The following is a 26084-nucleotide window of genomic DNA, read 5'->3' on the forward strand; positions in this document are numbered from 1 at the left end:
CGTCCTCGCCACCGGCGACGTGGGCGCCGACGACGACTTCTTCGCCCTCGGCGGCGACTCCATCCTCGCCGTCCGCGCCCCACGCGCGTGTCGGGTGCCACCGCACGGACACGACCGTACGGACCGGTGCCTACTGGTCCCGGTACATCTCCGCGACCAGGAACGCCAGGTCGAGCGACTGGCTGCGGTTGAGCCGCGGGTCGCAGGCCGTCTCGTAGCGCTGGTGCAGGTCGTCGACGAAGATCTCGTCACCGCCGCCCACGCACTCCGTGACGTCGTCGCCGGTGAGCTCCACGTGGATGCCGCCCGGGTGGGTGCCGAGGCCCTTGTGCACCTCGAAGAAGCCCTTGACCTCGTCGAGCACGTCGTCGAAGCGGCGGGTCTTGTGGCCGGAGGCCGCCTCGAAGGTGTTGCCGTGCATCGGGTCGGTCACCCAGGCGACCGTCGCACCGGACGCGGTGACCTTCTCGACGAGCTCCGGGAGCTTGTCGCGGATCTTGTCCGCGCCCATGCGGACGATGAAGGTCAGCCGGCCGGGCTCGCGGTCCGGGTCGAGGCGGTCGATGTACTGGAGCGCCTCCTCCGCGGTCGTCGTCGGGCCGAGCTTGATGCCGATCGGGTTGCGGATCCGGGAGGCGAACTCGATGTGCGCGCCGTCGAGCTGGCGGGTGCGCTCACCGATCCACACCATGTGGCCGGACACGTCGTAGAGCTGGCCGGTGCGGGAGTCGACGCGGGTCAGCGCCGACTCGTAGTCGAGCAGCAGCGCCTCGTGCGAGGAGAAGAACTCGACCGTCTTGAACTCCTCCGGGTCCGTGCCGCAGGCCCGCATGAAGTGCAGCGCGTTGTCGATCTCGCGCGCGAGCTGCTCGTAGCGCTGGCCGGAGGGGGACGACTTCACGAAGTCCTGGTTCCAGGCGTGCACCTGGCGCAGGTCGGCGTAGCCGCCGGTGGTGAAGGCGCGCACCAGGTTGAGCGTCGACGCGGAGGCGTTGTACATCCGCTTGAGACGCTCGGGGTCCGGGATCCGGGCCTCTTCGGTGAAGTCGAAGCCGTTGACGGAGTCGCCGCGGTAGGTCGGCAGCGTCACGCCGTCGCGGGTCTCGGTCGGCTTGGAGCGCGGCTTCGAGTACTGCCCCGCGATGCGGCCCACCTTGACCACGGGCACGGAGGCGGCGTACGTGAGCACGGCGCCCATCTGCAGCAGGGTCTTCAGCTTGGCCCGGATGTGCTCGGCGCTCACGGCGTCGAACGACTCCGCGCAGTCGCCGCCCTGGAGGAGGAACGCCTCGCCCCGGGCGACGGCTCCCATACGGGCGCGCAGCGCGTCACACTCGCCCGCGAAGACCAGCGGGGGATACGACTCGAGGTCCGCGATCACATCGCGCAGAGCCTCGGCATCGGGGTACTCGGGCTGCTGCGCCGCGGGCAGGTCTCGCCAGGTCGCCTTGGCGGCGACGGCGTGGGAATCAGCGTTCACGGTCACGCGTCAACCCTACGGGGTCACGAGGGGCGTCCAGCCACGCGCTCACAAAGTGAGACGGTTCCGCCAGGGCGCGCGCGGCGCCGCGAGCGCCAGGCGCCGGTGCGTGCGCCGCAGCATCAGGCGGGCCATCGGCGGGTGGAAGAACCGCACCAGACCCCAGTAGAGCCGCCCCCGGACGGTGTCGGCGCGCACGGCGGTGCACAGCCACACGTGCCGCTCGTCGACCAGCAGCGAGGCCCGGGCGGTCAGGCCCGCCACGTCCACGTCGAGGAGCAGCTCGCCGCCCTCGCGGGCGAGGACCGGGAAGGCGTCGCGCAGGACGCCGGTCCAGGCCTCGGGGTCGCGGGGCAGGCCGGGGAGCAGGGGCATGCGGTACGCGTCGCGGTACCCGGGGCCGTCGACGGCGTGGCGGATCAGCCGGGCCTCCGCGGGCCAGTCGGCGGTCTCGGGGCGGGGCCAGCCGAGCCGGTTGAGCAGCCGTACGCGGGGTGTCCAGGCGACGGGACAGGGGCACTCGCCGGTGGCGGCGCGCTCGAAGTTGTCCAGGACCTCCTCGACCATCGTCTCGTGCACGGGCCGGATCGCCGTCGGCCACAGCACCCGCTCCAGGCCCCTCGGCTCCATCTCCAGGACGTGCCGCACCCGGCAGCGCCGCTCCCCCAGCGGCTCGACCCGGATCTCGTGGAAGCCGTTCGCCGGGTCGGTGAAGTCGAAGCGGACGCGGCGCCCGGGCTCGTAGGCCGTCACGCGGTAGCGCACCGGGCCGTGCCCGCCGAAGGCGCCGACGGCGAGCGGGCCGTCGAAGGTCATCGCGGGCCAGGCGGGGGTGGGGAAGACCGGGTCGTCCGGCGCGGACAGGCGGTCGAGCAGCGCCCCGACCGCGTCGGCCGAGGCCTTGACGACCCGCTCGTGCTCATTGCGTACGACACCCACGGCGCACCTCCATACGCTGGCGTATGGTCACCGTACGGTACCGTATGGTCATGGCGCAACGGCAGCGGGGGCGGACCCCGGCGAAGGCCCGGCTCACCGCACAGGACTGGGCGGACGCCGCCCTCGTCGCGATCGGCGAGGGCGGGCTCGCGGCCGTCGCGGTGGAGCCCCTCGCGGTCCGCCTCGGCACCACCAAGGGCAGCTTCTACTGGCACTTCGCCAACCGCGACGCGCTCATCGAGGCGGCCCTTGAGCGCTGGGCGGAGGTCCACACCGAGGGGATCATCAGCGAGGTCGAGCAGGAGCCGGACATCCGCCGGCGGATTCGGCTGCTGTTCGCCGAGGCCGTCAGCGCGGCCTCCGCCGACCCCCTGGAGGTCACGCTGCTCGCGACCGCCTCGCACCCGCGGGTGGCCGCGGCGCTGCGGCGCGTGACCGAGCGCCGGGTGGAGTACGTCGCCGGGCTCTTCGCCACGCTCGGCTTCTCCGCCCCGGAGGCGCGCCGCCGGGGCCTGCTCGCGTACACGGTCTACCTGGGCCACGCCCAGCTCGGGCACGCGGCGCCGTCCGTGCTGCCCGGCGAGGACGAGTTCGGCCCCTATCTGGACGAGGCGCTCGACGTGCTGATGGCGCGCTGATGGCGGGCTGACGATGCGCTAGGGTGCGGGGCATGTTCACGCAGTCGACCCGCTCCTGGTGGTGGCCCGCTCCTTCGGCGGCCCACTGACTGCGCGTACCCCGCAGACATCACGAAGGCCGCCCGAGGGGCGGCCTTCAGTGTTTCCGGACAGGTTCCGGACCGGCCGTCCCTCTCCTCGCGGGCTTCCGAGCTCTCGCGCTCCCCCGCTCCCGACGAGAAGGACAGGACCAGGACCGTGCACCTGACCGACCTGCTGACCGACGACCGCCCCTTCGCCCTGCTGCGGCGCCGCACGCCCGGCCGCGACCACGACACGGTGGAGGTCCTGCGCGGCCCCGTCGCCGCGTACGACCGGCTCGCCGACCTTCCCGACGGGCTGGCGCTCGTGCCGTTCCGGCAGATCCGCGAGCGCGGCTTCGACGTCGTGGACGACGGCACCCCGCTCACGGTCCTCACGCCCGAGGAGACGTACGAACTCCCCCTGGAGCAGGCGCTGGCGGAGCTGCCCGCGCACGAGGTGCGGGTGGAGGGCCACGGCTTCGACGTCGGCGACGACGCGTACGCCGAGACCGTCGGCCGGGTGCTGCGCGAGGAGATCGGGCGCGGCGAGGGCGCGAACTTCGTGATCCGGCGGACGTACGAGGGACGGATCCCCGGGTTCGGGCGGGCCGACGCGCTGGCGCTGTTCCGCCGGCTGCTCGTGCAGGAGCGGGGCGCCTACTGGACGTACGTCGTGCACACCGGCGGGCGGGAGGCGGGCGGGCGGACGCTCGTCGGCGCGAGCCCCGAGGTCCATGTGCGCATGTCCGGCGGCACGGTGGTGATGAACCCGATCAGCGGCACCTACCGCTACCCCGCCGAGGGGCCCACCGCCGACGGTCTGCTGCGCTTCCTGGCCGACGCCAAGGAGACCGAGGAGCTGTCGATGGTCGTCGACGAGGAGCTCAAGATGATGTGCACCGTCGGCGACATGGGCGGGGTGGTGGTCGGGCCGCGGCTGAAGGAGATGGCCCACCTGGCGCACACCGAGTACGAGCTGCGCGGCCGCTCCTCGCTGGACGCGCGGGAGGTGCTGCGGGAGACGATGTTCGCGGCGACGGTCACCGGCTCGCCGGTGCAGAACGCCTGCCGGGTCATCGCCCGCCACGAGGCGGGGGGCCGCGGCTACTACGCCGGGGCCCTGGCGCTCGTCGGCCGGGACGCCGGCGGGCAGACCCTGGACTCGCCGATCCTGATCCGCACCGCCGACATCGACGCGGACGGCCGCCTGCGGGTGCCGGTCGGCGCGACGCTGGTACGCGGCTCGGACCCGGCCGGCGAGGTGGCGGAGACCCACGCGAAGGCGGCGGCCGTGCTCGCCGCGCTGGGGGTGCGGCCGGGGCGGCCGCACGGCGAGGACGCCCGGCCCGCGCTGGCCGGCGACCCGCGGGTGCGGGCGGCGCTCGACGCGCGGCGGGCGGGGCTCGCGCCGTTCTGGCTGCGGATGCAGGAGACGGCGCGCGAGCTGTCCGGGCACGCCCTGGTCATCGACGGCGAGGACACGTTCACCGCGATGCTGGCGCACGTGCTGCGCTCGGCGGGGCTCGGCGTCACCGTGCGCCGGTACGACGAGGCGGGGCTGGCGCAGGCCCTGGCCCGCCACGAGGGCCCGGTGGTGCTCGGCCCCGGCCCCGGCGACCCGTCGGACCCGGCGGACCCGAAGATGCGGCTGCTGCGCGGGCTCGCCGCCGGGCTCATCCGCGAGCGGCGGCTGCCGGTGCTCGGCGTGTGCCTGGGCCACGAGCTGATCGCGGCCGAGCTGGGCCTGGAGATCGTCCGCAAGGACGTGCCGTACCAGGGCGCGCAGACGGTGATCGACCTGTTCGGGCGGCGGGAGACCGTCGGCTTCTACAACAGCTTCGTGGCCCGCTGCGACGACGAGGCGGAGCGGGAGCTGGCCGCGCACGGCGTCGACGTCAGCCGCGACCGGGCCACGGGTGAGGTGCACGCCCTGCGCGGGCCGGGCTTCGCCGCGGTGCAGTTCCACCCGGAGTCGGTGCTGTCGCTGCGCGGGGCGGCGGTGGTGCGCGAGCTGCTCGGTCAGCTCACCGGGGCCGCGGGCACCAGGACGTTCTCGGAGCGGCGGCCCGCCAGGTAGTCCAGGACGTTGTGCAGGGTGGTGTCGACGATCTGGGTGACGGCGTCCTCGGTGTAGTACGCCTGGTGCGAGGTGACCACCACGTTCGGGAAGGTGACGAGCCGGGCCAGGGTGTCGTCCTCGACGGCGTGCAGGGACTTGTCGAGGAAGAACAGCCCGGCCTCGGCCTCGTACACGTCGAGGCCGACGCCGGTGAAGCGGCCCTTGCGCAGCTCGGCGACGAGGGCCTCGGTGTCGACGAGGCCGCCGCGGCTTGAGTTCACCAGGATCGCGTCGTCCTTCATGGCGCGCAGCGCGTCGGCGTCGATCAGGTGCCGGGTCGCGGGCAGCAGCGGCACGTGCAGGCTGACCAGGTCGGACTCGGCGAGGAGCCGCTCCTTGTCGACGTACTCCATGCCGAGCTGGACGCAGGCGGGGTTCTCGGCGACGTCCCAGCCGAGCAGGCGCATCCCGAAGCCGTGCCCGATCCGGGTGAAGGCCTCGCCGATCTTGCCGGTGCCGAGGACGCCGACGGTGCGGCCGCGCAGGTCCCGGCCCATCAGGCCGTCGAGGCGGAAGTCGAAGTCGCGGGTGCGGTTGCCGGCCCGGACGATGCGGCGGTTCACGGCCATGGCCAGGGTCCAGGCGAACTCCGCGACGGAGTACGGCGAGTAGGACGAGACGCGGGCGACGGTGAGGCCGAGGCGCTCGGCGACCTCGAGGTCGATGTTGTTGAAGCCGGTCGAGCGCTGGGCGATCATCCGCGTGCCGCCGGCGGCGAGGATCCGCAGGACACCGGCGTCCAGGCTGGCGTTGACGCTGGTGGAGATCGCCTCGTGGCCGGCGGCGATGGGGGCGGTGTCCTCGGTGAGGAAGACGTCCACGCAGCGGATGGCGTGGTGCGGGGCGAAGGCCCGCTCGATGAGCGGGCGCTCGTCGGCCTGGACGCCGAAGGCCAGGATCTCCACGGTGTCACTCCCGTTCGGGGTACGCAGGTTCCCGTACGGGGTGAAATATACGGTTCCGGCACTCCGGTCGCCTCACCACGGCGATGAGCGCTCCGCGCCGGGGCCGCGTGCGGCGCGGCCGCGGTGTCGCGGGTGCGCGGGCGGGAGGAATCCGTCGCGGAGCGGCAGCGTAAGGGCTCAGCCGAAGAAGACGCCCACCTCGCGGTAGAGGGCGGGGTCCACCGTCTTCAGCTTGGCGGTGGCGTCCGCGAGGGGCACGCGGACGATGTCCGTGCCGCGCAGCGCCACCATCGTGCCGAAGTCGCCGTCCCGGACGGCGTCGATGGCGTGCAGCCCGAACCGCGTGGCCAGCCACCGGTCGAACGCGCTGGGCGTGCCCCCGCGCTGCACGTGGCCGAGGACCGTCGTGCGGGCCTCCTTGCCCGTGCGCTTCTCGATCTCCTTGGCCAGCCACTCCCCCACGCCCGACAGGCGCACGTGCCCGAAGGAGTCCAGGGAGCCGTCCTTGAGGACCACGTCGCCGTCCTTGGGCATGGCGCCCTCCGCCACCACCACGATCGGCGCGTACGAGGCCTTGAACCGCGAGGTCACCCAGGCGCAGACCTGGTCGAGGTCGAAGCGCTGCTCCGGGATGAGGATGACGTTGGCGCCGCCGGCGAGGCCGGAGTGCAGCGCGATCCAGCCCGCGTGCCGGCCCATGACCTCCACGACGAGGACGCGCATGTGCGACTCGGCGGTGGTGTGCAGCCGGTCGATGGCCTCGGTGGCGATGGAGACCGCGGTGTCGAAGCCGAAGGTGTAGTCGGTCGCCGACAGGTCGTTGTCGATGGTCTTGGGCACTCCGACGACGGGCACGCCGTACTCGTCGGTCAGGCGCGCGGCGACACCGAGGGTGTCCTCACCGCCGATGGCGATGAGCGCCTCGACCTCGTGCTTGGCGAGGTTCTCCTTGATGCGGCGGATGCCGTTCTCGGCCTTGAGGGGGTTGGTGCGCGAGGAGCCGAGGACGGTGCCGCCCCGGGGCAGGATGCCGCGCACGGCGGCGATGTCGAGCCGGACGCTGTCGCCTTCGAGCGGTCCGCGCCAGCCGTCGCGGAAGCCGGTGAAGTCGTAGCCGTACTCCTGTACGCCCTTGCGGACGACGGCCCGGATGACGGCATTGAGCCCGGGGCAGTCGCCGCCTCCGGTCAGAACTCCGACCCGCATGGAAATGTCCCTTCGCCGCGGTTGCGCTGACGCGGGCCACGCTAATGGTGATGCGCGTCACTCCGGGATGGGGCGAACGGTGAATTCCCGTACGTGGTACGGGAGTTGCGGGTGAGGCGGTCGTCGCGGTTCACCCGAAGGGGGACATCGCCCGGGCGCCCCGGGGACGAGGGCGGGCGGGGAGCCTCAGGGACGGTGGCCCTCGTCGGTGTCGAGGCCGCGCTCGATCGCGTACCGGACGAGCTCCACCCGGTTGTGGAGCTGGAGCTTGCCGAGGGTGTTCTGGACGTGGTTCTGGACCGTGCGGTGGGAGATGACGAGGCGCTCGGCGATCTGCTTGTAGCTCAGGCCCTTGGCGACCAGGCGCAGCACCTCCGTCTCGCGGTCGGTCAGGCGCGGGGCGCCGGGCTCGTCGGCCGTCGCGGGCGCGGGCTCGGAGGCCAGGCGGCGGTACTCGCCGAGGACCAGGCCCGCGAGGCCCGGGGTGAACACGGCGTCGCCGACGGCCGTGCGGCGCACCGCGTCGATCAGCTCGGCGGTGGAGGCGGACTTCAGCAGGTAGCCGGTGGCGCCGGACTTGACGGCCTCCAGGACGTCGGCGTGCTCCCCGCTCGCGGACAGCACGAGGACGCGCAGGGCCGGGTCGGCGCCGACGAGTTCCTTGCACACCTGGACGCCGGGCTTCAGCGGCAGGTTCAGGTCCAGGACGAGGACGTCGGGGGTGGTGGCCCGCGCGCGGCGCACCGCCTGCTCGCCGTCGCCCGCGGTCGCCACGACGGTGAAGCCGGCCTCGGTGAGGTCCCGGGCGACGGCGTCGCGCCACATCGGGTGGTCGTCGACGACCATCACCGTGACCTGCTCCGCGGTGGTCTGCTCGTGCTGTTCGCTCATCGCTGTGCCGTCCTCCCCCGCGCGTCCCTCGGGACGCGTAGTTCCACTTCTGTTCCCTGGCCCGGTACCGAGATCAGCTCGGCCGTGCCGCCGATGTCCCGCAGCCGGCCGCGGATCGACAGGGCGACGCCGAGCCGCCCCTCCCCCTCGGCCTGCGCGAGCCGCCCCTCCGGGATGCCGGGGCCGTCGTCCCGGACCGTGACGACGACGGCGTCCGGCTCGTCCTCGACCAGGATCCAGGCACGGGCCCCGGGCCCCGCGTGGACGCGGACATTGTCCAGGGCGGCGCCGACGGCCGCCGCGAGTTCCCGGGCCGCGCGCGGGGCGAGCGGCACCGGGGCGCCGGGCTCGGACAGGGTGACCCGCGCCCCGGCGTACGGCGTGAGGAGCGCCCGCAGGTCGCGGGGCGCGGCGGCCTCGTCCGCGAGGCCGGCGGGCTCGTCGGGTTCGTCGGGTTCTTCCACGACGCGGACGAGGGCGCCCTGCGCGGTGTCCTCCGAGACCCGTGAGGCGGGCGCCAGGCCCCCGGCGACCAGCGAGCGCAGCGCGACCTCCTGCTCGCCCGCCAGCCTGCCCAGCTCCGCCGCCTCGCCGCCGAGGGCGGTGCCGCGGCGCTGCACCATCGCGAGGACCTGGAGGACGCTGTCGTGGATGTCGCGGGCGAGGCGCTCGCGCTCGCGGGTCGCCGCCTCGATCTCCAGGGCGCGGGCGAGGGTGCGCTCGGAGGCGCGGGCCACCTCGACGACGTAGCCAATGGCGACGGAGGCGATGCACACGAGCAGGACGTTGTGCACGGTGTCCCGGCTGAAGGCGCCGCGCTGCACGACGTTCGCGACGCCGACGAGCAGCGAGGCGAAGGCGGCCCAGCGCCAGCCGCCCTTGATGGCGAAGGCGAGGACGGCCCCGGCGGTCCATATGGAGGGCAGCGTCGGGCCGCCGTCGGAGATCCGCTCGGCGGCGTCGGCGGCCCGGGTGAGCAGGATGCCGGCCAGGGCGACCGCGAGGTCGACGGCGAGGAAGCGCTTGGTGCAGCTCGCGGCGTTGGCGACCTTCGGCAGTGTGGCGAGGGTCCAGACGGCGAGCACCGAGAAGTAGCCGACGGCGACCCACGGCCGGGCGAAGTCGTCGTGCGCGGCCGCGAACAGGGCGACGGCGTACAGCATCGTCAGGACGCGGTACGCGGTCAGCGCGCGCCACAGCGGCTGCTCGACCGACATCCTCATGACTCTCTCACGCTTGACCATGCCCCCACCCCACGGGACGCCCCACGCGTCCCTTACGCACGACGCGGCTAGGAGCCGGACCGTTCCCGCCGCGGCCCCTTCACGCGGGCGAGGTCCTTCGCCGCCCCCTTCGCGGCCTCCTTGGCCGCTTCCTTGGCCGCCTCCTTGGCGGCTTCCTTCTCCGCCTTGGCCGCCTCCTGAAGCCGGCGCTTGGCGGCGGTCGCGTAGATGTCCACGTACTCCTGGCCGGAGAGCTTCATGATCTCGTACATGACCTCGTCGGTCACCGCGCGCAGCACGAAGCGGTCGTGCTCCATGCCCTGGTAGCGGGTGAAGTCCAGGGGCTTGCCGATGCGGATGCCGGGCCGCATGAGCTTCGGCACGACCTTGCCGGGCGGCTGGATCTTCTCCGTGTCGATCATCGCCACGGGGATCACGGGCGCGCCGGTGGCGAGCGCCACGCGGGCCAGGCCGCCGGGCTTGCCGCGGTAGAGGCGCCCGTCGGGCGAGCGGGTGCCCTCGGGGTAGATGCCGAACAGCTCGCCGCGCTCCAGGACCTCGATGCCGCTCTTGATCGCGGCCTCGCCCGCGCCGCGCGCGCCGGAGCGGTCCACCGGGAGCTGGCCCACGCCCTTGAAGAAGGCGGCGGTCAGGCGGCCCTTGACGCCGGGCGTGGTGAAGTACTCGGCCTTCGCGATGAACGTGACCTTGCGGTCGAGGACCGCGGGCAGGAAGAAGGAGTCCGAGAACGACAGGTGGTTGCTGGCCAGGATGGCGGGGCCCTCGGCGGGGATGTTCTCGAGGCCTTCCACCCAGGGCCTGAAGGCGAGCTTCAGGGGCCCTCCGATGGAAAACTTCATTGCGCCGTAGATCAAACCGAGTGCCTCCTGTGTCTGTGGATCAGACCATAACCCGAGCACGGCCCCGGCTCCCTCCGGAGCGGGGCCGGTGCGCCCGGTCCACCGGCCCGGGCGCGGGCGCGCCACCGGCCCGGGCAGGGCCGCGCCACCCGCCCGGTCGCGGTCGCCGGAGCCGGGCCGTACGCCCGGGCAGCTCCGCCGGACCTGGTCGGTGTCAGCGCGGTCGCGTACGGTGAGGTACCCCCCGCACGCGCGGTACCAGCGCGCGGTTCCGTCCCGAGTCCCCCTTCCCGCAGTACCCCGAGTTCCCCGCAGGTCCCCGCAGTCCCCCGAGTACCCCGGAGGTCCCCGAGTTCCCCGCAATTTCCTGGGATCCCCCGCAGTCCCAGGAATCCCTTGAGTCCCACGCTTCTCACCTCACGAAGGAGACCGAAGGTGCCGGTCCTCCCCGGAGCCGAGCCGTACCGCCACGAGGGCGGCGAGGTCGGCGTCCTCCTGTGTCACGGCTTCACCGGATCCCCGCAGTCGCTGCGCCCCTGGGCGGAGTACCTGGCGGCGCGCGGGCTGACCGTCTCGCTGCCGCTGCTGCCCGGCCACGGCACGCGCTGGCAGGACATGCAGGTCACCGGCTGGCAGGACTGGTACGCGGAAGTCGACCGCGAGCTGCGCCTGCTCAGGGAGCGCTGCGCGGAGGTGTTCGTCCTCGGGCTCTCCATGGGCGGCGCGCTGGCGCTGCGGCTCGCGGCCAAGCACGGCGACGCGGTGCGCGGCCTGGTCCTCGTCAACCCGGCGAACAAGGTGCACGGCCTGGCGGCGCACGCCCTGCCCGTCGCCCGCTTCCTGCTGCCCACCACCAAGGGCATCACGAGCGACATCGCCAAGGACGGCCCCGTCGAGATCGGCTACGACCGGGTGCCGCTGCACGCCGCCCACTCCATGCGGCGCTTCTTCCGCCTCGTCGACGCCGAGCTGCCCCAGGTCACCCAGCCGCTGCTGCTCCTGCACAGCCCGCACGACCACGTGGTGCCGCCCGCCGACTCCGCGCGCGTGCTCAGCCGCGTCTCGTCCACGGACGTCACGGAGATCCTGCTGGAACAGAGCTACCACGTCGCGACGTTGGACCACGACGCGGACCGGATCTTCGAGGAGAGCTACGGATTCATCGGCCGGCTCGCCCCCAGCGCAGGCAAGGAAGGGACGACGACCGGTGGCTGAGCAGCAGGACCGCGACGAGAGCCGCGAGCCCGAGGAGCGGGCCGCGCCCCCGCCGGGCGAGGGGCGCGGGACGCCCCTCGACGAGGACGCCGCCTGGCGCGCCATCGTCGCCGGGTACGGCGAGGAGCCCGCGGACCCGCCCGGCGCGAAGCCCTTCAAGTCCGTGGAGGACCTGGCGCTCCTGGAGGCGGAGGCCAACGGGGCGCCCGAGGACGCCCCGCGCCCCGACCTGTCCAAGGACCCCGGCGACAAGGCGGGCGACGGCGACGCGGTCCGGCCGCTGGGCAGCTCGGTCTCCTTCGCCCCCGGCGTGGGCGGCGCGGGGCCGCGGGATCACACCGTGGCCGAGCCGTCGGAGGACGACTTCGACGAGGACGACGAGGGCCACTTCGTGCCGCCCGACCCGCCGCCCCTGCCGGAGGCGGACGTCACCGCCAAGTTCGCCTGGCTCGCGGTGATCGGCGGGCCCGTGCTGCTGCTGCTCGCCGTGCTCCTCGGCTGGCAGATGACGTGGTGGCTGACGGCGCTGGGCATCGGGGGCTTCCTGGGGGGCTTCACGACGCTGGTCGTACGCATGCAGGGGGGCGAGGAGGAGGACGACGACCCTGGGCGGGGGGCCGTCGTCTGAGGTGCCTGGCCTGGCCCCTGGGCCTTGGGCGAAGTTCTTCACGCTCCGCGCTTGGCCTGGCCCCTGGGCCTTGGGCGAAGTTCTTCACGCTCCGCGCTCGTCCTCAAGCGCCGGACGGGCTGATTCGTGCCGCTCGGCGCTCGTAGCCGGCTGCGGACCGGCTGTGCTTCATCGCGCTCCGCGCTCGTCCTCAAACGCCGGACGGGCTGGAGACGTCAGGAGTCTGCCGGGACGCGGAGGGCTGCCAGGAGCGGGAGGTGGTCCGTGGCTGTCTTGAGGTCCTGTTCGGTCACTCCGGGGTGGCCGAGGGGGACGCCGCAGCCGAGGACCTGGACGCCGGGGGTGGCGAAGAGGGCGTCGATGCGCTGGTGCGGGTCCGTGGGGGTCGAGGTGTGCTCGCCGCCCCAGGGGGCGGTGGCCCAGCAGTCCTGGAGGTTCTCCGCGAGCCTGCGGAACGTGCGCCCGTCGGGCCGGTCGTTGAGGTCGCCGCCCGCGACCGCGTGCCGTACGCCCATGCCGGCGAGCCGGTCGAGCAGCATGCCGCCCTGCGCGTAGCGCTCCTCGCTCTGCAGGCTCAGGTGGCAGCTCAGGACGCCGAGCCGGGCGCCGCCGAAGCGGACGACGGCCGTCGCGAAGCCGCGCCGGTGCAGGCCCGGGGTGAGCGGCAGCAGGACGTCCTCGGTGTGCTCCACGGTGGCCCGCAGCGAGCACAGCAGCGCGGGCCCGGCCGCGGTGCCGCCGCCGGAGAGGATCACCAGGTCACTGGCGCGCGCGAGCCGCGCGAGCTTCTTGCGCCAGCGGAAGAACCGGGGCGCCTCCTGCACGAGGACGAGGTCGGGCTCGCACGCGGCGATGACCCGGGCGAGCGCGTCCGTGTCGTCGCGCATCGAACGGATGTTGTAGCTGAGCACCCGGATGACGGCCGAACCGTCCGGCTCGGTCCGGGAGTTGGGCAGCGTACGCGTCGGGCTGGTGGACATGGCGATCAAGATACGGGACACGCCCGGCGGGAGCGCCCACCACCCGGCACGGGCACCGAGAACGCCGGGCGGGCTGGACGTACCCTGCCTGCCCGGCAGAGTTCCAGCCCGTCCGGCGATCGAGGACGAGCGCGCTACGCGATCGGCGGTGACTCCGGCTCCCCGCGGCAGGGGGGCCGGGGCGTCACATCACCGGGTCGGGCTCCCTGGCGAGGTCCGCCGCGCCGACGAGGCCCGCCTTGTTGCCGAGCTGCGCGGCGATCACCTTGGCCTCGGGGCGCCACTGCGCGCCGACGAGCCAGCGCTTGAAGGACTTGCGGATCGGGGCCAGCACCAGCTCGCCCTCGTCCGAGAGGCCGCCGCCGATGATGAACGCCGACGGGTCGAAGAGCGAGGCCAGGTCGGCGAGGCCCGCGCCGACCCAGCGGGCCAGCTCGCGGTAGGAGTCCACGGCGACCGGGTCGCCCTGGCGGGCGGCCATGGAGATGTGCTTGCCCTCGATGCCCTCGGGGGTGCCGTCGCCGAGGGAGAGCAGGAACTCCGCGTTCTCGGGGGTGGCGTTGGCGCGCTGCCTGGCGTACCGCACGAGGGCGCGGCCGGAGGCGTACTGCTCCCAGCAGCCCTGGCTGCCGCAGCCGCACAGCAGGCCGTCCGGGACCATCCGGATGTGGCCGAACTCGGCGGCGACGCCGAAGTGGCCGCGGCGCAGCTTGTTGCCGATGATGATGCCGCCGCCCAGGCCGGTGCCCAGGGTGATGCAGATGACGTTGCGGTGGCCCTTGCCGCCGCCGAACCTGTACTCGCCCCAGGCGGCCGCGTTGGCGTCGTTCTCGACGACGACGGGCAGGCCGACGCGCTCCTCGACCTCGTCCTTGAGCGGTTCCTGCCGCCAGTCGATGTTCGGCGCGAAGTAGACCGTGGAGCGCTCGCGGTTGACGTAGCCCGCGGCGCCGATGCCGACGCCGACGATGTCGTGCCCTGCCCGCGCGCCCTCCACGGCCGAGGCGATCGCGTCCACGATGGCCTCGGAGGTGCCGGGGGTGGGCACCTTGAACGTCGACAGGATGTGGCCGTCCTCGTCGACCACTCCGGCCGCGATCTTCGTGCCGCCGATGTCGACGCCGATGGTGAGTCCCATGTATCCCTCAGTTCGATCGAGCCCCGCTACGGCCCACCGTACCGGAGGGGGGTCAGTCGAGATCGATGTGTTCCCCCGGTCCGGGACCCTCGTCCCGGCGCTCGTGCTCGCCCGGGCCGCCGCCCGGCTCTCGGGTCCACCGGCCCTCCTGGCCGGTGACGGCGCTGCGGTAGGCGGCGAGGAGCTCGGCGCCCGCGGCGGCGAGGTGGTCGAAGACGTCGGGGTTGCGCTCGATGACGGGTTCGACCGCGGCCTTGGCCTGCCGGACCACCTGCTGCACCGTCTCCTGCACGGCGCCCTGGGCGGCCGCGCCGAACAGCGGCGACTGGAGGCCGGAGAGCTTCTCCGAGACGGCGTCGACGAGCTTGCGCAGCTCCTCGGCGGCGGAGCCGGGCGGCGGTCCGTACCGGGCGCGGCGGCGGGCCTTCTCCGCGGCGAGGTCCTCGGCGCAGGCCGTCGCCCAGGCGTCGGCGTCGGGTGCGGGGGGCGCGGCGGTGTCGGCGGTGCCGTGCTCCGGGCGGCCGGGGGCGGCTGCCCCCGCCTCGGGGCGCTCCGGCTCGGACGCGTCGCGCGCGTCGCGCTCGGTGGGATCGCTCATGGTGGGCTGGCTCCTGCACAGAGGCGGCGAATGCGTACTCTCGACGTTACCCGAACGGAGGCACGGCGTTCACCGGGTCCGGGGCCACAGGTCCGGGTCCGGCGTGAAGCGGAGGTGCAGGACGCCGTCGCGCAGGCTCGCGCCGCTGACGGTGCAGCGGCGCAGCGCGGACGGCAGCGGGACGATCCGGCGGAACGGGCCCGCCCTGACCACGAGTTCGTCGCCGCGCCGCACCAGGCCCAGCTCGTCGCGGACGGCGCCGGGCAGCGGGATGGCCCAGTACAGCAGGGACTCCTCGGCGCGGGCGTCGGTGACGGGCCAGTCGAGGGGCGCCGGGGCCGGGCCCGGCGCCGGCGGGGCGAGGGCGGCCAGGTCGTCCGGGCCGCGCGGCTCCGCCCCGAGGTGGACGACGGGGTGCGTGGGGTGGGCGGCCTCCCACTCCTGGAGCGTCTTGTGCTGCTGGGCGCGCAGCGCGGCGAGCCAGGGGCCTTCGCCGGGGCCGTCCGCGGCGGGCAGGACGCGGTTGGCGACGACGGCGTCCAGGCGCCGGCCGTGCAGGGCGAGGCCCAGGGCGGCGGTGGCGACGGCCTCCGCGGCGGCGGGACCCGGTTCGGCGACGAGCCGGGCGCTGGTGTCCGGGTCCTCGATCAGGGCCTGCGCGGCGGCGAGCCGGGCGTCCCAGCGGGCCGCGGTCTCGTACAGCGTGGCGGCGGGCAGGGGGACGCCGGCGAGGCGGCCGAGGACCGGGCGCAGCGCGCGGGCGGCCTGCCGCTCCGGGGGCAGCAGGCGGCGCAGGTAGCGGCGGAGCTGCGCGGGCAGGGCGAGCAGCGCGAGGGCGCGGGGCGTGGCGGGCAGGTCGACGACGAGGGTGTCGTACGTGCCGTGGGCGCCTTCGGCGGCCTCGCGCAGGGCGCCGAGCAGCGTCAGCTCCTCGGCTCCGGGGAGCGGGGTGAGCTCCTCGCCGTCGAGGCGGTCGGCGCCGAGGAGGTCGAGGGCCGGGCGGGCGTGGTCCTGGAGGGCGAGCAGGCCGTCGCGGAAGGCGTCGTCCGGGGCGGGGCGCAGCGCGGTCACGTGGTGCGTGACGGTGGTGGGGCGGGGGCCGGTGGGGGTGCCGAGGGCGGCGCCCAGCGTGTCGGCGGGGTCCGCCGAGACGACCAGGGTGCGGGCGCCCGCGCGGGCGGCGGCGATCGCGGTGGCGGCGGCCAGGGTGGTCCGCCCGGCTCCGCCGGGGCCGGTGACGAGGAGGGTGCGCATGCTCTGTACGGGGCCTAACTGTCCGGTTGCTCGGGCACCTGAAGCAGTGCCCGCCCTGCCCCGGGCTCTCGGCCCCGCCCGCGGAACGGCGGGGGCGGCGGAGTGCGGGCCGCGGCGCGCGGCGGCGGGCGGTGCGCCCCTGCGGGGCTACTTGCTCTCGACGCGCTGCTTCAGGCCTGCCAGGGCGCGGTCGATGATGACCTTCTCCGCCTTGCGCTTGATCATGCCCAGCATGGGGATCTTGACGTCGACGGTGAGGCGGTAGGTGACCTCGGTGCCGGTGCCGGCGGGCTTGAGGAGGTAGGAGCCGTCCAGGGAGCGGAGCATCTGGGACTTGACGAGGGTCCAGGACACCTCGTGCTCGCCGTTCCAGGTGTAGGCGAGCGTCTGGTCGTCCTTGATCGCACCCGCGTCCATGACGAGGCGGACCTGCTCGGCGCGCCCGGCGTCGTCCGTCGCGAGGACCTGGGCCTCCTTGACCTCGCCGGTCCACTCCGGATAGCGGGCGAAGTCGGCGATCACGCCCATGACGTCGGCCGGTGCCGCCTCGATCGTGATGCTCGAGCTGGTGTGTTCCGCCATCGCCGTGGCTCCTCCAGATGCGGTCCGGTACGGGGTGCTGTGTCTGCCGCGTGAAGGCTACCTCGGGCGGCGCGGGCGCAGGTCACCACTCCAGCGCCCAGGGGCGGCCGGTGCTCGCGAAGTGTCCGACGTTCACACACTCCGTCGGCCCGATCCGCATCCTGCGGGCCAGCGGCTGGTGGACGTGGCCGAAGAGCGAGTACCGGGGCCGGGTCCTGCGGATGGCGTCGAGCAGGGCGCGGCTGCCGCGCTCGAAGCGGCGGGCCACGGTGTCGTACACCAGCTCGGGCACCTCGGGCGGGATGTGCGTGCAGAGCACGTCCACCTCGCCGACGGCCTCGATCTTGGCGGCGTACTCCTCGTCGTCGATCTCGTACGGCGTGCGCATCGGGGTCCTCAGCCCGCCGCCGACGAAGCCGAAGACGCGGCCGCCGATCTCGACGCGCTCGCCGTCGAGGACGGTGGTGCCGGGACCGGCGTATTCCGGCCAGAGACGAGGGATGTCCACGTTGCCGTACGTGGCGTACGTAGGGGTGGGGAAGGCCGCGAACAGTTCGGCGTACTGCTTGCGGACCGCGCGCTCCACCGCCGGGCCGCGGTCGATGCCGGCCCACAGGGAGGCGCCGAACGCGCGGGCCTCCTCGAAGCGGCGCGCGGTGCGCAGCTCGACGATGCGGGTGGCGTTCGCCCTGCCGAAGAGGTCCGGGAAGATGCCGCGCCCGTGGTCGGCGTAGTCGAGGAAGAGCACCAGGTCGCCGAGGCAGACGACGGCGTCGGCACCGTCGCCCGCGCGGGCCAGGTCCTTGGCGTTGCCGTGCACGTCACTGACCACATGGACCCGGAAACCTCGCATGCCGGTCACCCTAAGCCGCCCGCTCGGGACCGGGACAGGGCGGGGGTGCGGGGGCCGTGTGCGGCGGCGGGACCTGCGGTTACTTCCGAGTCAGGAAGTGCGTGGCGTACTGTGCGGTTCAGACCACAACGTCGTGTGACGCACGGAACATCTGGCCCGGCCCCCCTACCGAATGAGCCATACCGGTGGGTAACGTCCGGGCAGTCCAGTAGTGCTCAGCCACGCCCCCTCGACGAGTTCCCCGGCAGTTCCCCCCGGCTGAGTGCCTGCCCGACCTTGGACCGCACCGTCGCATCGCACAACGTCGTGGCGCCGGCGCCCTATGTAGGAGCAGCAGTCTTGCGCGAGTTCAGCCTTCCGGCCCTGTACGAGGTCCCCGCGGACGGCAATCTGACCGACATCGTCCGCCGCAACGCCGCGCAGCACCCGGACGTCGCCGTCATCGGCCGCAAGGTGAACGGACGCTGGGAGGACGTCACCGCGACGGCCTTCCTCGCCGAGGTGCGCGCCGCCGCGAAGGGGCTGATCGCCGCGGGCGTCAGGCCCGGCGACCGGGTCGGCCTGCTGTCCCGCACGCGCTACGAGTGGACGCTGTTCGACTTCGCGATCTGGAGCGCGGGCGCGGTCACCGTCCCGGTGTACGAGACCAGCTCGGCGGAGCAGATCCAGTGGATCCTCGGTGACTCCGGTGCCGTGGCGTGCGTCGTGGAGACCGAGGCGCACGCGGCGGCCGTCGAGTCCGTGCGCGACCGGCTGCCCGCCCTCACCCATGTGTGGCAGCTCGACCAGGACGCCGTCGGGGAGCTGACCCGGGCGGGCGCGGAGGTCTCCGACGAGACCCTGGAGGAGCGCGGCGCGTCCGCGGGCGCCGACGACCCGGCGACCATCGTCTACACCTCGGGCACCACGGGCCGCCCCAAGGGCTGCGTCCTGACCCACCGCAGCTTCTTCGCGGAGTGCGGCAACGTGGTGGAGCGGCTCAACCCGCTGTTCCGCACCGGCGAGTGCTCGGTCCTCCTCTTCCTGCCCGTGGCGCACGTCTTCGGCCGCCTGGTGGAGGTGGCCGCGCTCATGGCGCCCATCAAGCTGGGCCACGCCCCTGACATCAAGCACCTCACCGACGAGCTCGCCGCGTTCCGGCCCACGCTGATCCTCGGGGTGCCGCGCGTCTTCGAGAAGGTCTACAACGGGGCGCGGGCCAAGGCCCAGGCCGACGGCAAGCTCAAGATCTTCGACAAGGCGGCGGACACCGCGATCGCCTACAGCCGGGCCCTCGACACCCCGGGCGGCCCCTCGCTCGGCCTCCGGCTCAAGCACAAGCTCTTCGACAAGCTCGTCTTCAGCAAGCTGCGGGCCGTCCTCGGCGGCCGCGGCGAGCACGCCATCTCCGGCGGCGCCCCGCTCGGCGAGCGCCTCGGCCACTTCTTCCGCGGCATCGGCTTCACCGTCCTGGAGGGCTACGGCCTCACCGAGTCCTGCGCGGCCACCGCGTTCAACCCCTGGGACCGGCAGAAGATCGGGACGGTCGGGCAGCCGCTGCCCGGCTCCGTCGTCCGCATCGCCGACGACGGCGAGGTGCTGCTCCACGGCGAGCACCTCTTCTCCCACTACTGGAACAACGAGGCCGCCACCAAGGAGGCCCTCGCGGACGGCTGGTTCCACACCGGGGACATCGGCACGCTCGACGAGGACGGGTACCTGCGGATCACCGGCCGCAAGAAGGAGATCATCGTGACGGCGGGCGGCAAGAACGTCGCGCCCGCCGTCATCGAGGACCGCATCCGCGCGCACGCGCTGGTCGCGGAGTGCATGGTCGTCGGCGACGGGCGGCCGTTCGTGGCGGCGCTCGTCACCATCGACGAGGAGTTCCTGGGGCGGTGGGCCCAGGAGAACGGCAAGCCCGCCGGGGCGACGGCCGCCTCCCTGCGGGAGGACCCCGAGCTGCTCGCGGCGGTGCAGCGGGCCGTGGACGACGGCAACGCGGCGGTCTCCAAGGCGGAGTCCGTGCGCAAGTTCCGCATCCTCTCGGCGCAGTTCACCGAGGACTCGGGGCACCTGACGCCGTCGCTGAAGCTGAAGCGGAACGTCGTCGCGAAGGACTACGCCGACGAGATCGAGGCGCTGTACCGGGGGTAGCCCGCGCAGGGTCTTCGGCCTTCGGCCTCGTCCTCAAACGCCGGACGGGCTGAGACTCTCCAGCGCGGCCCGGCGAGAATTCCAGCCCGTCCGGCGTGCGAGGACGAGCGCGCCGGCGCGATTGCGGGGGTGCCCGGGGCGGCGCCCCCGGGTTTGTGGAAAGGGGTGGGGCTGGGGCGCCCCCGTGAGGCCTACAGCAGCTCCCGCAGGCGCTCCGCCAGGAGGTCCCAGCGCCAGCGCTCCTCCACCCAGGCCCGGCCCCGCTCGCCCATGCGGGCCCGCAGCTCCGCGTCGCCGAGCAGGGCGACGATCCGGTCGGCGGCGTCCTCGGGGGACCCGCCCCGCACGACCCACCCGGTCTCCCCGTCGAGCACCGCGTCCGGCGCCCCGCCCGAGTCCCCGGCGACGACCGGCAGCCCGGTGGCGGAGGCCTCCAGGTAGACGATGCCGAGGCCCTCGACGTCGAGGCCGCCGCGCCGGGTGCGGCACGGCATGGCGAAGACGTCCCCGGCGCCGTAGTGCGCGGGCAGCTCGGCCCACGGCACCGCCCCGGTGAACACCACCGAGTCCGCGACCCGCGTCTCCGCGGCGAGCTTGCGCAGTTCCTTCTCGTACGGCCCGCCGCCCACGACGAGGAGCACCGCGTCCGGCTCGGTGGCCAGGATCCGCGGCATGGCGAGGATCAGCGTGTCCTGGCCCTTGCGGGGGACGAGCCGGGAGACGCAGACCACGACCGGGCGGTCGGTGAGGCCGAGGCGCGCCCGCACCGCGTCGCCGCCGGAGCCGGGGTGGAAGGTCTTCTCGTCCACGCCGGGCGGCAGTTGCGCCATACGCCCGGCCGCGGCGGGCGTCAGCGCGGCGGCGATCCGGGAGCGCGTGTACTCACCGAGGTAGGTGATGGTGTCCGTGGACTCGCCGATGCGGCGCAGGAGTTGCCGGGAGGCGGGCAGCTGCGCCCAGCCCGCCTCGTGCCCGTGCGTCGTCGCCACCAGGCGCCGCGCCCCGGCCGCGCGCAGCGCCGGCGCCATCAGGCCGAGCGGCGCCGCCGCGCCGAACCACACCGACGTACAGCCGTGTTCGCGCAGCAGCGACACGGCGCGGCGCGTCACGCGGGGCGTGGGCAGGAGCATGGTCGTCCGGTCGCGGACCACCGGGAAGGGCTGCTCGGCGTCGAAGGCGGCGGTGGCCTCGGTGCCCTCGCGGCCGCGCTTCCAGGTGGAGGCGTAGACGACGATCTCGGCCGGGTCCAGGCGCAGCGCCATGTTGTGCAGGAACGCCTGGATGCCACCGGGCCTGGGCGGGAAGTCGTTCGTGACGATGAGGGTCTTGTGCATCGCCGCCGACAGTACCGGGCCCGCGGCCGCGCTTCCTCCTCCGCCCGGCCGCTCGCCCCGGCCCCGCCTCACGATCCCCCGCCGCCCGCCGGGGCATCATGACTCACCACATACCCATGAAGTACCGGAAACCGGGCGAGGTGTGCATGGCGGGCGCGGGTGGGCTGCGGATCCTGGCCGTCTGGACGCTGACCAGGGCCCTGCTCCTGCTGTGCGTCTTCCGCGTGCTCGTCACCCCGGGCCCCGACGTGACGAGCGACGTCACGTACATCTACCAGGGCTGGTACGAGGTGCTGCGCACCGGCACCTTCCCGCTCGACGACGTCACCTGGCAGTATCCGCCCGCCGCCGCGCTCGCCGTCCTCGCCCCCGGCGCGGTGCCGTTCCTCGGCTATCCCGCCGCGTTCTACCTGCTGACGTGCGTGGCCGACGCGGCGGTGACGGGCCTGCTGCTGTACGCGGGCGGGCGGCCGGGGCGCACCCCGCGCGGGGCGTGGGTGTGGACGGCGGGCGTGGCGCTGCTCGGGCCGACGGCGTACGCCCGCTACGACCTGATGGTGACGGCCCTCGCCGTCGCGGCCCTGCTCGCGGGCGCCCGCCGGGCCCGCGCGGCGGGGGTGCTCGCCGGGTTCGGGGCCCTGGTGAAGGTGTGGCCGGCGCTGCTGCTCGTGGGCGCGGAGCGCGGCGGCCCGGCCCGGCGGGCGTGGGGCGCGGCGGCGGCGACGGCGGGCGCGGTCGCGGTGATGTTCGCGGCGGCGATGCCGGGGGCCTTCGCGTTCCTGGCCTTCCAGCGGGACCGGGGCACCGAGGTGGAGTCGCTGGGCGCGCTCGTCTTCCACGTGGCACGGCACCTGGGCTGGCCGGGCACCGTTCGGCTGAACTACGGCTCGGTGGAGTTCCTCGGCCCGTACGTCCCGGTGGTGAGCGCGGCGGCGCAGGCGCTGACGGTGGCGGCCTTCGGCTGGCTGCTGCTGTGGCGCCTGCGGGCCCGTACCTGGACGGTGACCACGCCCGCCGACGCGGCGTTCGCGGCGGTGCTGCTCTTCACGGCGACGAGCCGGGTGATCAGCCCGCAGTACATGCTGTGGCTGGTCGGCCTCGCGGCGGTGTGCCTGGCGTACCGGGAGTCCCGGATGGCCGTGCCCGCCCGTCTCGTGCTGGCCGCGACCTCGGTGACGTTCCTGGAGTTCCCCGTGTTGTTCTCGCACGTCGTGGCGAGCGACGCGCTCGGCGTGACGCTGCTCGCCGTCCGCAACGGCCTGCTGGTGGCGGCCGCCGTCCTCGCCTGCCGGACGCTGTGGCGGCGGACGGTGCCGCGGCCCGGCGCGGAGCTCAGCCCAGCTCCCGCCGCAGATAGTCTCGCCAGCGCGCGGTGAACTCCTCCGGGTCCGTGTCCAGGACGTCCCGCAGCGCGTCCGCCACCGCTCCCGGGCGCTCGTCGTGGGCGCCGACGGCCGCGTAGAAGTCGGTGAGCTTCCGCGCGCCCCACTCGTCGGCGATCATCCGGCAGGCCAGCCACGCCCCCTCGTACGCGCGGGCGAGACGGCGGGCGTCGCCGCCGAAGCCGAAGTCGTCGTCCTCGGGCAGCGCGGCGGGCAGCGAGCCGTTCCCGACGGCGCGCCGCAGCTCCGGCGCGGCCTGCGCGGGCGGGCGGCCCGTGCCGCGGTAGCCGACCCAGTCCGCGAAGCCCTCGGAGAGCCACAGCGGGGTGGCCCGCGAGGTGTGGGCGCGGGTCGCGACGTGCGTGGCCTCGTGGGTGAGGACGACCTGCTTGCCGAGGTCGCCGAGGACTCCGTAGGCGTCGGGGTTGACGATGATCCGGTCGGCGGGCGCCGTCCCCGAGCCCCCGGTCTCGCCCGTGGTCACCGCCGCGATGCCCTGGTAGCCGGCGGCGGGCGCCCCGAGCAGGTCGGCCATGCCGCCCAGGGACCTCGGGACGAGCACCAGGACCCGGCCCGCCCACGGCCGCGGCCAGGCGGCGCGCACGGCGGGCACCGCGCCGTCGGCCAGCTCCGCGTACCGCCGCAGGTCCCGCGGCGCGCGGCCGACGCCGAGCACGAGGCTGCGGGTGCCGCGCACGGCGTCCACCCGGCCCTGGTCCCAGAGCTGCCGGGCGGCCCTGCGCGCCGGCCGCTCGTCGGTGACGTACCACCGCCCGTCGCGCCGCTGGAGCGTCAGCGCGCGGTCGGCGGTGAGCGGCGCGCGGTCGTGGCCCGCGACGCGGTAGCGCAGTTCGGCGGTGACGGTGGCGCGGGACCCGTCCCGGTCGAAGTCCTCCACGCGGTACGCCCAGGACGCCAGCGGCACCTCGCGGAGGTTGTCGTAGGCGGTGACCGGCCCGCCCGTGGCCCGGTAGGCCCGCTCGTCGCGGTCGAGCACCGCGGCCGCCCGGCGGTCGAGCAGCCGGCGCACGTCGTCGGGCGCGGTGTCCCGCGCGGAGCCGCCGCAGCCCGCGAGCACGGCGGGAGCGAGCACGGCGAGACACAGTCCCGCCGCCCCCGCACCGCGCCCACGCCGTCGACCAGCCACGTCACCGATCGTACGGGGACGGGCCCGGCACCCCCGGGCGGCGGCCGGCCACCTGCGGCACGCGGGCTCAGACCCGCGTCACGGTCGCCCCGGGCATCATGTTGACCGGGTCGTAGCGCACGGTGGCGCCCGGGTAGGGGGCGTGCACGACCTGGCCGTTGCCCACGTACATGCCGACGTGGCTGGCGTCCCCGCGGTAGGTGACGAGGTCGCCGGGCTGCGCCTGGGAGAGCGGCACCTGCCGCCCGGCGTGGCGCTGCGCCTGCGAGGTGCGCGGCAGCCCGACGCCGGCCTGCGCGTACGACCACTGGGTGAGGCCCGAGCAGTCGAAGCCCGAGGGCCCGTTGGCGCCCCACACGTAGGGCTTGCCGACCGCCGAGCGGGCCGCGGCGATGGCCGCCGCCGCCCGCGAGGACGCCGGGGCTCCGGCCCCGGCCCCGGCCTCGGCGTCGGGGTGGTCGGGGCGCGGTGCCTCGCGTCCGCCGCCGCCGGAGCGCGAGGCCCTGTCGAACTCCTCGCGCTGGGCGGCGGTGAGGGTGTTGAGCAGCCGGCGGGCCTTGGCCAGCTTGTCCTCGACCACGCGCTTGTGGCGGGCGACGGTCTTGCGGCTCTTCTCCAGCTCGGCGAGGGTGCGCCCGGCCTCGGCGCGCTCCTGGGCGAGCGCGCGCTGGGCCCGCTGGAGCTCGCTGAGGTGGCCGCTCTGCCGGGCGCTGATGCGGTCCAGCGCGGAGGCCTTGTCCAGATAGGCGTCCGGGTCGGAGGAGAGCATCAGGGCGAGCGAGGGGTCGATGCCGCCGGAGCGGTACTGGGCCTCGGCGAGCGAGCCGATCGCGCCGCGCATCTCGTTGATGCGCTCCTGGCCGCGGGCCACCTTGTCCTGGGCCCGCTCGACCTGGCGGCGCAGCGTGCCCGCGCGCTCGTCGGCCTTGTTGTACGCCTCCGTCGCCTGTTCCGCCTCCTCGTAGAGGCGGTCCACCTTGGCCTTGGTGGCGGCCGGTGTGTCCTTGGGCGCGGCGCTCGCGGGAACCGCGAAGGCCGCCGCCGCGGTGGCGGCGGACAGCACGGTGACGGTGGCGGTGCGCGCGCTCCGGTCGAGGCCGGTGGCTGCGGGACGGCGATGGGACCCCACGGGTAGCCGTTCTCCCTTCCGCTGGACGGACCCCCGCGGACACGGGGGCGCACCCCGGGTGCCGGGGGACGGCGCGACAGTAGCCGCGCGGTCACGTCCCGGCCAAAGACCCTCGGCGCCTACGCACGGTGACGCCCCGCCGGAGACGCAGGTCACCGACGGGGCGCGGGGTCACTGGAAGGTGGCGGAATTCGCCCGATCGGGCGTGCCGCCGACGGCGTCCCGGACCGTCCCGGGCCGTCCCGGGGCCGTCAGATACGGACGCCGAACTGGTACGGCATGTTGTTGATCGACTCGTAGCGGACCACGGCGCCGGTGCGCGGGGCGTGCAGCACCTGGCCGTTGCCCGCGTAGAAGCCGACGTGGTGCAGGTCGCCGTAGAAGATGACCAGGTCGCCGACCTTGAGGTCGCTCTGCGAGTAGATGCGCGTACCGGCGTTGGCCTGCGCCTGCGAGGTGCGGGGTATGGAGACGCCGGCCTGGGCGTAGGCCCAGGAGGTGAGGCCGGAGCAGTCGAAGGAGCTGGGGCCGGAGGCGCCGTAGACGTACGGCGAGCCGATCTTGCTCTGCGCCGCGGCGTACGCCGACATGGTGCGGCCCGAGCCCTTGGCGCCGCCCTTGGGGGCCTCGCCCTGGGAGCCCCCGCCCTGGGAGGCCTCGGACGCGTCGGACGCGTCGGCGGCCTTGCGCTCGGCGTCGCGGCTTGCGCGCTCCTCCTTGGCCTTGAGCGCGGCGCGCTCCTTGGCGGAGAGGGTGTTGAGCAGGCGCTGCGCCTCGCCGAGCTTGCCCTGGACCTCGCGCTTCTTCTTGCCGAGCTCCTCGCGGGTGGTGGCGAGGTCGGCGAGCTTGTCGGAGGCCTCCTTGCGCTGCTGCGCGAGGGTGCGCTGCTTGGCCTGGATCTTCTTGAGGGCCTCGGCCTGCTTGGTGCTGAGCTGGTCGAGCGCGGAGGCCTTGTCCAGGTAGCTGTCGGGGTCCGAGGAGAGGAAGAGCTGCACCGAGGGGTCGATGCCGCCGGAGCGGTACTGCGCGCTGGCGAGTGAACCGAGGCCGCTGCGCAGGTCGTTGAGGTCGTCCTGGCCGCGGGCGACCTTGTCCTGGAGGCGGTCGACCTGCTTCTCCAGCTTCTGCTGCTTCTCCTTGGCGCCGTTGAACTTCTCGGTCGCCTTCTCGGCCTCTTCGTAGAGCTTGTCGACCTTCGACTTCACCTCGTCCTTGCTCGGCTTCTCGCTCGGGGCGGCGTTGGCGGCCTGCGAGGTGAGGGCCACGGCAGCGGCGGCGGTCGCGGTGAGCACGGTCACGCGGGCGCGGTTGGGCTGCTTGGGTCGACGGTGGGAAGCCACGAAGGCGGCTCCTTCGATGAGTGATCAGCAGAGGGAGGTCTGGGC

Annotated in this window: 23 protein-coding genes; 6 read left to right on the forward strand and 17 right to left on the reverse strand. The window is 74.2% G+C overall.

Features of this window, described 5'->3' with window-relative positions; genetic code table 11:
- Positions 1-130 precede the first annotated feature (130 nt).
- Both QK440_RS20830 and QK440_RS20835 read right to left on the reverse strand, forming a co-directional pair.
- The gene (locus QK440_RS20830) at positions 131-1480 is read right to left on the reverse strand and encodes a 3-deoxy-7-phosphoheptulonate synthase class II (RefSeq protein WP_282794728.1); all 1350 of its coding nucleotides are present in this window, start codon (positions 1478-1480) and stop codon (positions 131-133) included.
- Between the two features lie 48 nt (positions 1481-1528).
- On the reverse strand, positions 1529-2419 hold the full coding sequence (locus QK440_RS20835) for a DUF2867 domain-containing protein (protein ID WP_282794678.1): 891 nt from the start codon (positions 2417-2419) through the stop codon (positions 1529-1531).
- A gap of 44 nt (positions 2420-2463) precedes the next feature.
- On the opposite strand from QK440_RS20835, the gene QK440_RS20840 reads away from it, so the two are divergent.
- Together QK440_RS20840 and QK440_RS20845 are read left to right on the forward strand one after the other, a co-directional pair.
- The gene (locus QK440_RS20840; RefSeq protein WP_282794729.1) at positions 2464-3057 is read left to right on the forward strand and encodes a TetR/AcrR family transcriptional regulator; all 594 of its coding nucleotides are present in this window, start codon (positions 2464-2466) and stop codon (positions 3055-3057) included.
- Between the two features lie 237 nt (positions 3058-3294).
- Positions 3295-5196 (forward strand): anthranilate synthase family protein, encoded by a 1902-nt coding sequence (locus tag QK440_RS20845; RefSeq protein ID WP_282794679.1) that lies wholly within the window; start codon positions 3295-3297, stop codon positions 5194-5196.
- Here QK440_RS20845 and QK440_RS20850 read toward each other — a convergent pair.
- The 5 genes from QK440_RS20850 to QK440_RS20870 all read right to left on the reverse strand — a co-directional run bounded on the left by QK440_RS20850 (position 5139) and on the right by QK440_RS20870 (position 10323).
- Positions 5139-6143 carry a 2-hydroxyacid dehydrogenase gene (locus tag QK440_RS20850; protein ID WP_282794680.1) on the reverse strand — a complete coding sequence of 335 codons (1005 nt, stop codon included), beginning with the start codon at positions 6141-6143 and terminating at the stop codon, positions 5139-5141. The two genes, QK440_RS20845 and QK440_RS20850, sit on opposite strands and share 58 nt — an antisense overlap.
- 177 nt (positions 6144-6320) lie before the next feature.
- Entirely contained in the window at positions 6321-7349 is a 1029-nt protein-coding gene (locus QK440_RS20855; protein ID WP_282794681.1) for a 6-phosphofructokinase, read from the reverse strand.
- A 186-nt stretch (positions 7350-7535) separates the two neighbouring features.
- A complete protein-coding gene (locus QK440_RS20860; protein ID WP_282794682.1) occupies positions 7536-8240 on the reverse strand; it encodes a response regulator transcription factor in 705 nt (234 codons plus the stop codon).
- Positions 8237-9484 carry a DUF5931 domain-containing protein gene (locus QK440_RS20865; protein WP_282794683.1) on the reverse strand — a complete coding sequence of 416 codons (1248 nt, stop codon included), beginning with the start codon at positions 9482-9484 and terminating at the stop codon, positions 8237-8239. The genes QK440_RS20860 and QK440_RS20865 overlap by 4 nt, the downstream gene beginning before the upstream one ends.
- A gap of 47 nt (positions 9485-9531) precedes the next feature.
- Positions 9532-10323 carry a lysophospholipid acyltransferase family protein gene (locus tag QK440_RS20870; RefSeq protein WP_282794684.1) on the reverse strand — a complete coding sequence of 264 codons (792 nt, stop codon included), beginning with the start codon at positions 10321-10323 and terminating at the stop codon, positions 9532-9534.
- Between the two features lie 435 nt (positions 10324-10758).
- Here QK440_RS20870 and QK440_RS20875 point away from each other — a divergent pair, with 435 nt between their 5' ends.
- Both QK440_RS20875 and QK440_RS20880 read left to right on the forward strand, forming a co-directional pair.
- Positions 10759-11538: an alpha/beta fold hydrolase gene (locus tag QK440_RS20875; RefSeq protein WP_282794685.1), complete on the forward strand. Its 780-nt coding sequence runs from the start codon at positions 10759-10761 to the stop codon at positions 11536-11538.
- Positions 11531-12166: a hypothetical protein gene (locus QK440_RS20880; protein WP_282794686.1), complete on the forward strand. Its 636-nt coding sequence runs from the start codon at positions 11531-11533 to the stop codon at positions 12164-12166. Before QK440_RS20875 ends, QK440_RS20880 begins: the two co-directional genes overlap by 8 nt.
- Positions 12167-12381: 215 nt before the next feature.
- Here QK440_RS20880 and QK440_RS20885 read toward each other — a convergent pair whose 3' ends face one another.
- The 6 genes from QK440_RS20885 to QK440_RS20910 form a co-directional block, all read right to left on the reverse strand.
- Entirely contained in the window at positions 12382-13146 is a 765-nt protein-coding gene (locus tag QK440_RS20885; RefSeq protein WP_282794687.1) for an endonuclease/exonuclease/phosphatase family protein, read from the reverse strand.
- Between the two features lie 184 nt (positions 13147-13330).
- Positions 13331-14284, reverse strand: coding sequence for an ROK family glucokinase (locus QK440_RS20890; RefSeq protein WP_190135576.1), 954 nt, complete (start codon positions 14282-14284; stop codon positions 13331-13333).
- A 52-nt stretch (positions 14285-14336) separates the two neighbouring features.
- A complete protein-coding gene (locus tag QK440_RS20895; protein WP_282794688.1) occupies positions 14337-14882 on the reverse strand; it encodes a DUF5304 domain-containing protein in 546 nt (181 codons plus the stop codon).
- Between the two features lie 69 nt (positions 14883-14951).
- Complete coding sequence (locus QK440_RS20900; RefSeq protein WP_282794689.1) at positions 14952-16136, reverse strand: ArsA-related P-loop ATPase; 1185 nt, start codon at positions 16134-16136, stop codon at positions 14952-14954.
- Between the two features lie 147 nt (positions 16137-16283).
- A complete protein-coding gene (locus QK440_RS20905; RefSeq protein ID WP_282794690.1) occupies positions 16284-16718 on the reverse strand; it encodes an SRPBCC family protein in 435 nt (144 codons plus the stop codon).
- A gap of 82 nt (positions 16719-16800) precedes the next feature.
- Positions 16801-17571, reverse strand: coding sequence for a metallophosphoesterase (locus tag QK440_RS20910; RefSeq protein ID WP_282794691.1), 771 nt, complete (start codon positions 17569-17571; stop codon positions 16801-16803).
- Positions 17572-17910: 339 nt separating this feature from the next.
- Here QK440_RS20910 and QK440_RS20915 point away from each other — a divergent pair, with 339 nt between their 5' ends.
- Positions 17911-19707, forward strand: coding sequence for an AMP-dependent synthetase/ligase (locus tag QK440_RS20915; protein WP_282794692.1), 1797 nt, complete (start codon positions 17911-17913; stop codon positions 19705-19707).
- 191 nt (positions 19708-19898) lie between these two features.
- On the opposite strand, the gene QK440_RS20920 is transcribed toward QK440_RS20915, so the two are convergent.
- On the reverse strand, positions 19899-21041 hold the full coding sequence (locus QK440_RS20920) for a glycosyltransferase family 4 protein (RefSeq protein ID WP_282794693.1): 1143 nt from the start codon (positions 21039-21041) through the stop codon (positions 19899-19901).
- A gap of 116 nt (positions 21042-21157) precedes the next feature.
- Here QK440_RS20920 and QK440_RS20925 point away from each other — a divergent pair, with 116 nt between their 5' ends.
- Positions 21158-22417, forward strand: a complete 1260-nt coding sequence (locus tag QK440_RS20925; protein WP_282794694.1) for a glycosyltransferase 87 family protein — start codon at positions 21158-21160, stop codon at positions 22415-22417.
- On the opposite strand, the gene QK440_RS20930 is transcribed toward QK440_RS20925, so the two are convergent.
- From QK440_RS20930 to QK440_RS20940, 3 genes are all read right to left on the reverse strand, one after another.
- Positions 22374-23570, reverse strand: a complete 1197-nt coding sequence (locus QK440_RS20930; protein WP_282794695.1) for a hypothetical protein — start codon at positions 23568-23570, stop codon at positions 22374-22376. The two genes, QK440_RS20925 and QK440_RS20930, sit on opposite strands and share 44 nt — an antisense overlap.
- 67 nt (positions 23571-23637) lie before the next feature.
- A complete protein-coding gene (locus QK440_RS20935; RefSeq protein ID WP_282794696.1) occupies positions 23638-24699 on the reverse strand; it encodes a C40 family peptidase in 1062 nt (353 codons plus the stop codon).
- 251 nt (positions 24700-24950) lie between these two features.
- Positions 24951-26039 carry an NlpC/P60 family protein gene (locus QK440_RS20940; protein ID WP_282794697.1) on the reverse strand — a complete coding sequence of 363 codons (1089 nt, stop codon included), beginning with the start codon at positions 26037-26039 and terminating at the stop codon, positions 24951-24953.
- Positions 26040-26084: the final 45 nt, after the last annotated feature.

This window comes from Streptomyces sp. CC224B (assembly GCF_030010595.1).
Lineage (GTDB): Bacteria > Actinomycetota > Actinomycetes > Streptomycetales > Streptomycetaceae > Streptomyces > Streptomyces longispororuber.

Coding starts and splice junctions, on each gene's coding strand:
- QK440_RS20895 (WP_282794688.1), bottom strand. CDS start 14,882: ATGAGCGATCCCACCGAGCGCGACGCGCGCGACGCGTCCGAGCCGGAG.
- QK440_RS20910 (WP_282794691.1), bottom strand. CDS start 17,571: ATGCGAGGTTTCCGGGTCCATGTGGTCAGTGACGTGCACGGCAACGCC.
- QK440_RS20885 (WP_282794687.1), bottom strand. CDS start 13,146: ATGTCCACCAGCCCGACGCGTACGCTGCCCAACTCCCGGACCGAGCCG.
- QK440_RS20840 (WP_282794729.1), top strand. CDS start 2,464: ATGGTCATGGCGCAACGGCAGCGGGGGCGGACCCCGGCGAAGGCCCGG.
- QK440_RS20860 (WP_282794682.1), bottom strand. CDS start 8,240: ATGAGCGAACAGCACGAGCAGACCACCGCGGAGCAGGTCACGGTGATG.
- QK440_RS20890 (WP_190135576.1), bottom strand. CDS start 14,284: ATGGGACTCACCATCGGCGTCGACATCGGCGGCACGAAGATCGCGGCC.
- QK440_RS20905 (WP_282794690.1), bottom strand. CDS start 16,718: ATGGCGGAACACACCAGCTCGAGCATCACGATCGAGGCGGCACCGGCC.
- QK440_RS20855 (WP_282794681.1), bottom strand. CDS start 7,349: ATGCGGGTCGGAGTTCTGACCGGAGGCGGCGACTGCCCCGGGCTCAAT.
- QK440_RS20920 (WP_282794693.1), bottom strand. CDS start 21,041: ATGCACAAGACCCTCATCGTCACGAACGACTTCCCGCCCAGGCCCGGT.
- QK440_RS20865 (WP_282794683.1), bottom strand. CDS start 9,484: ATGGTCAAGCGTGAGAGAGTCATGAGGATGTCGGTCGAGCAGCCGCTG.
- QK440_RS20925 (WP_282794694.1), top strand. CDS start 21,158: ATGAAGTACCGGAAACCGGGCGAGGTGTGCATGGCGGGCGCGGGTGGG.
- QK440_RS20900 (WP_282794689.1), bottom strand. CDS start 16,136: ATGCGCACCCTCCTCGTCACCGGCCCCGGCGGAGCCGGGCGGACCACC.
- QK440_RS20870 (WP_282794684.1), bottom strand. CDS start 10,323: ATGAAGTTTTCCATCGGAGGGCCCCTGAAGCTCGCCTTCAGGCCCTGG.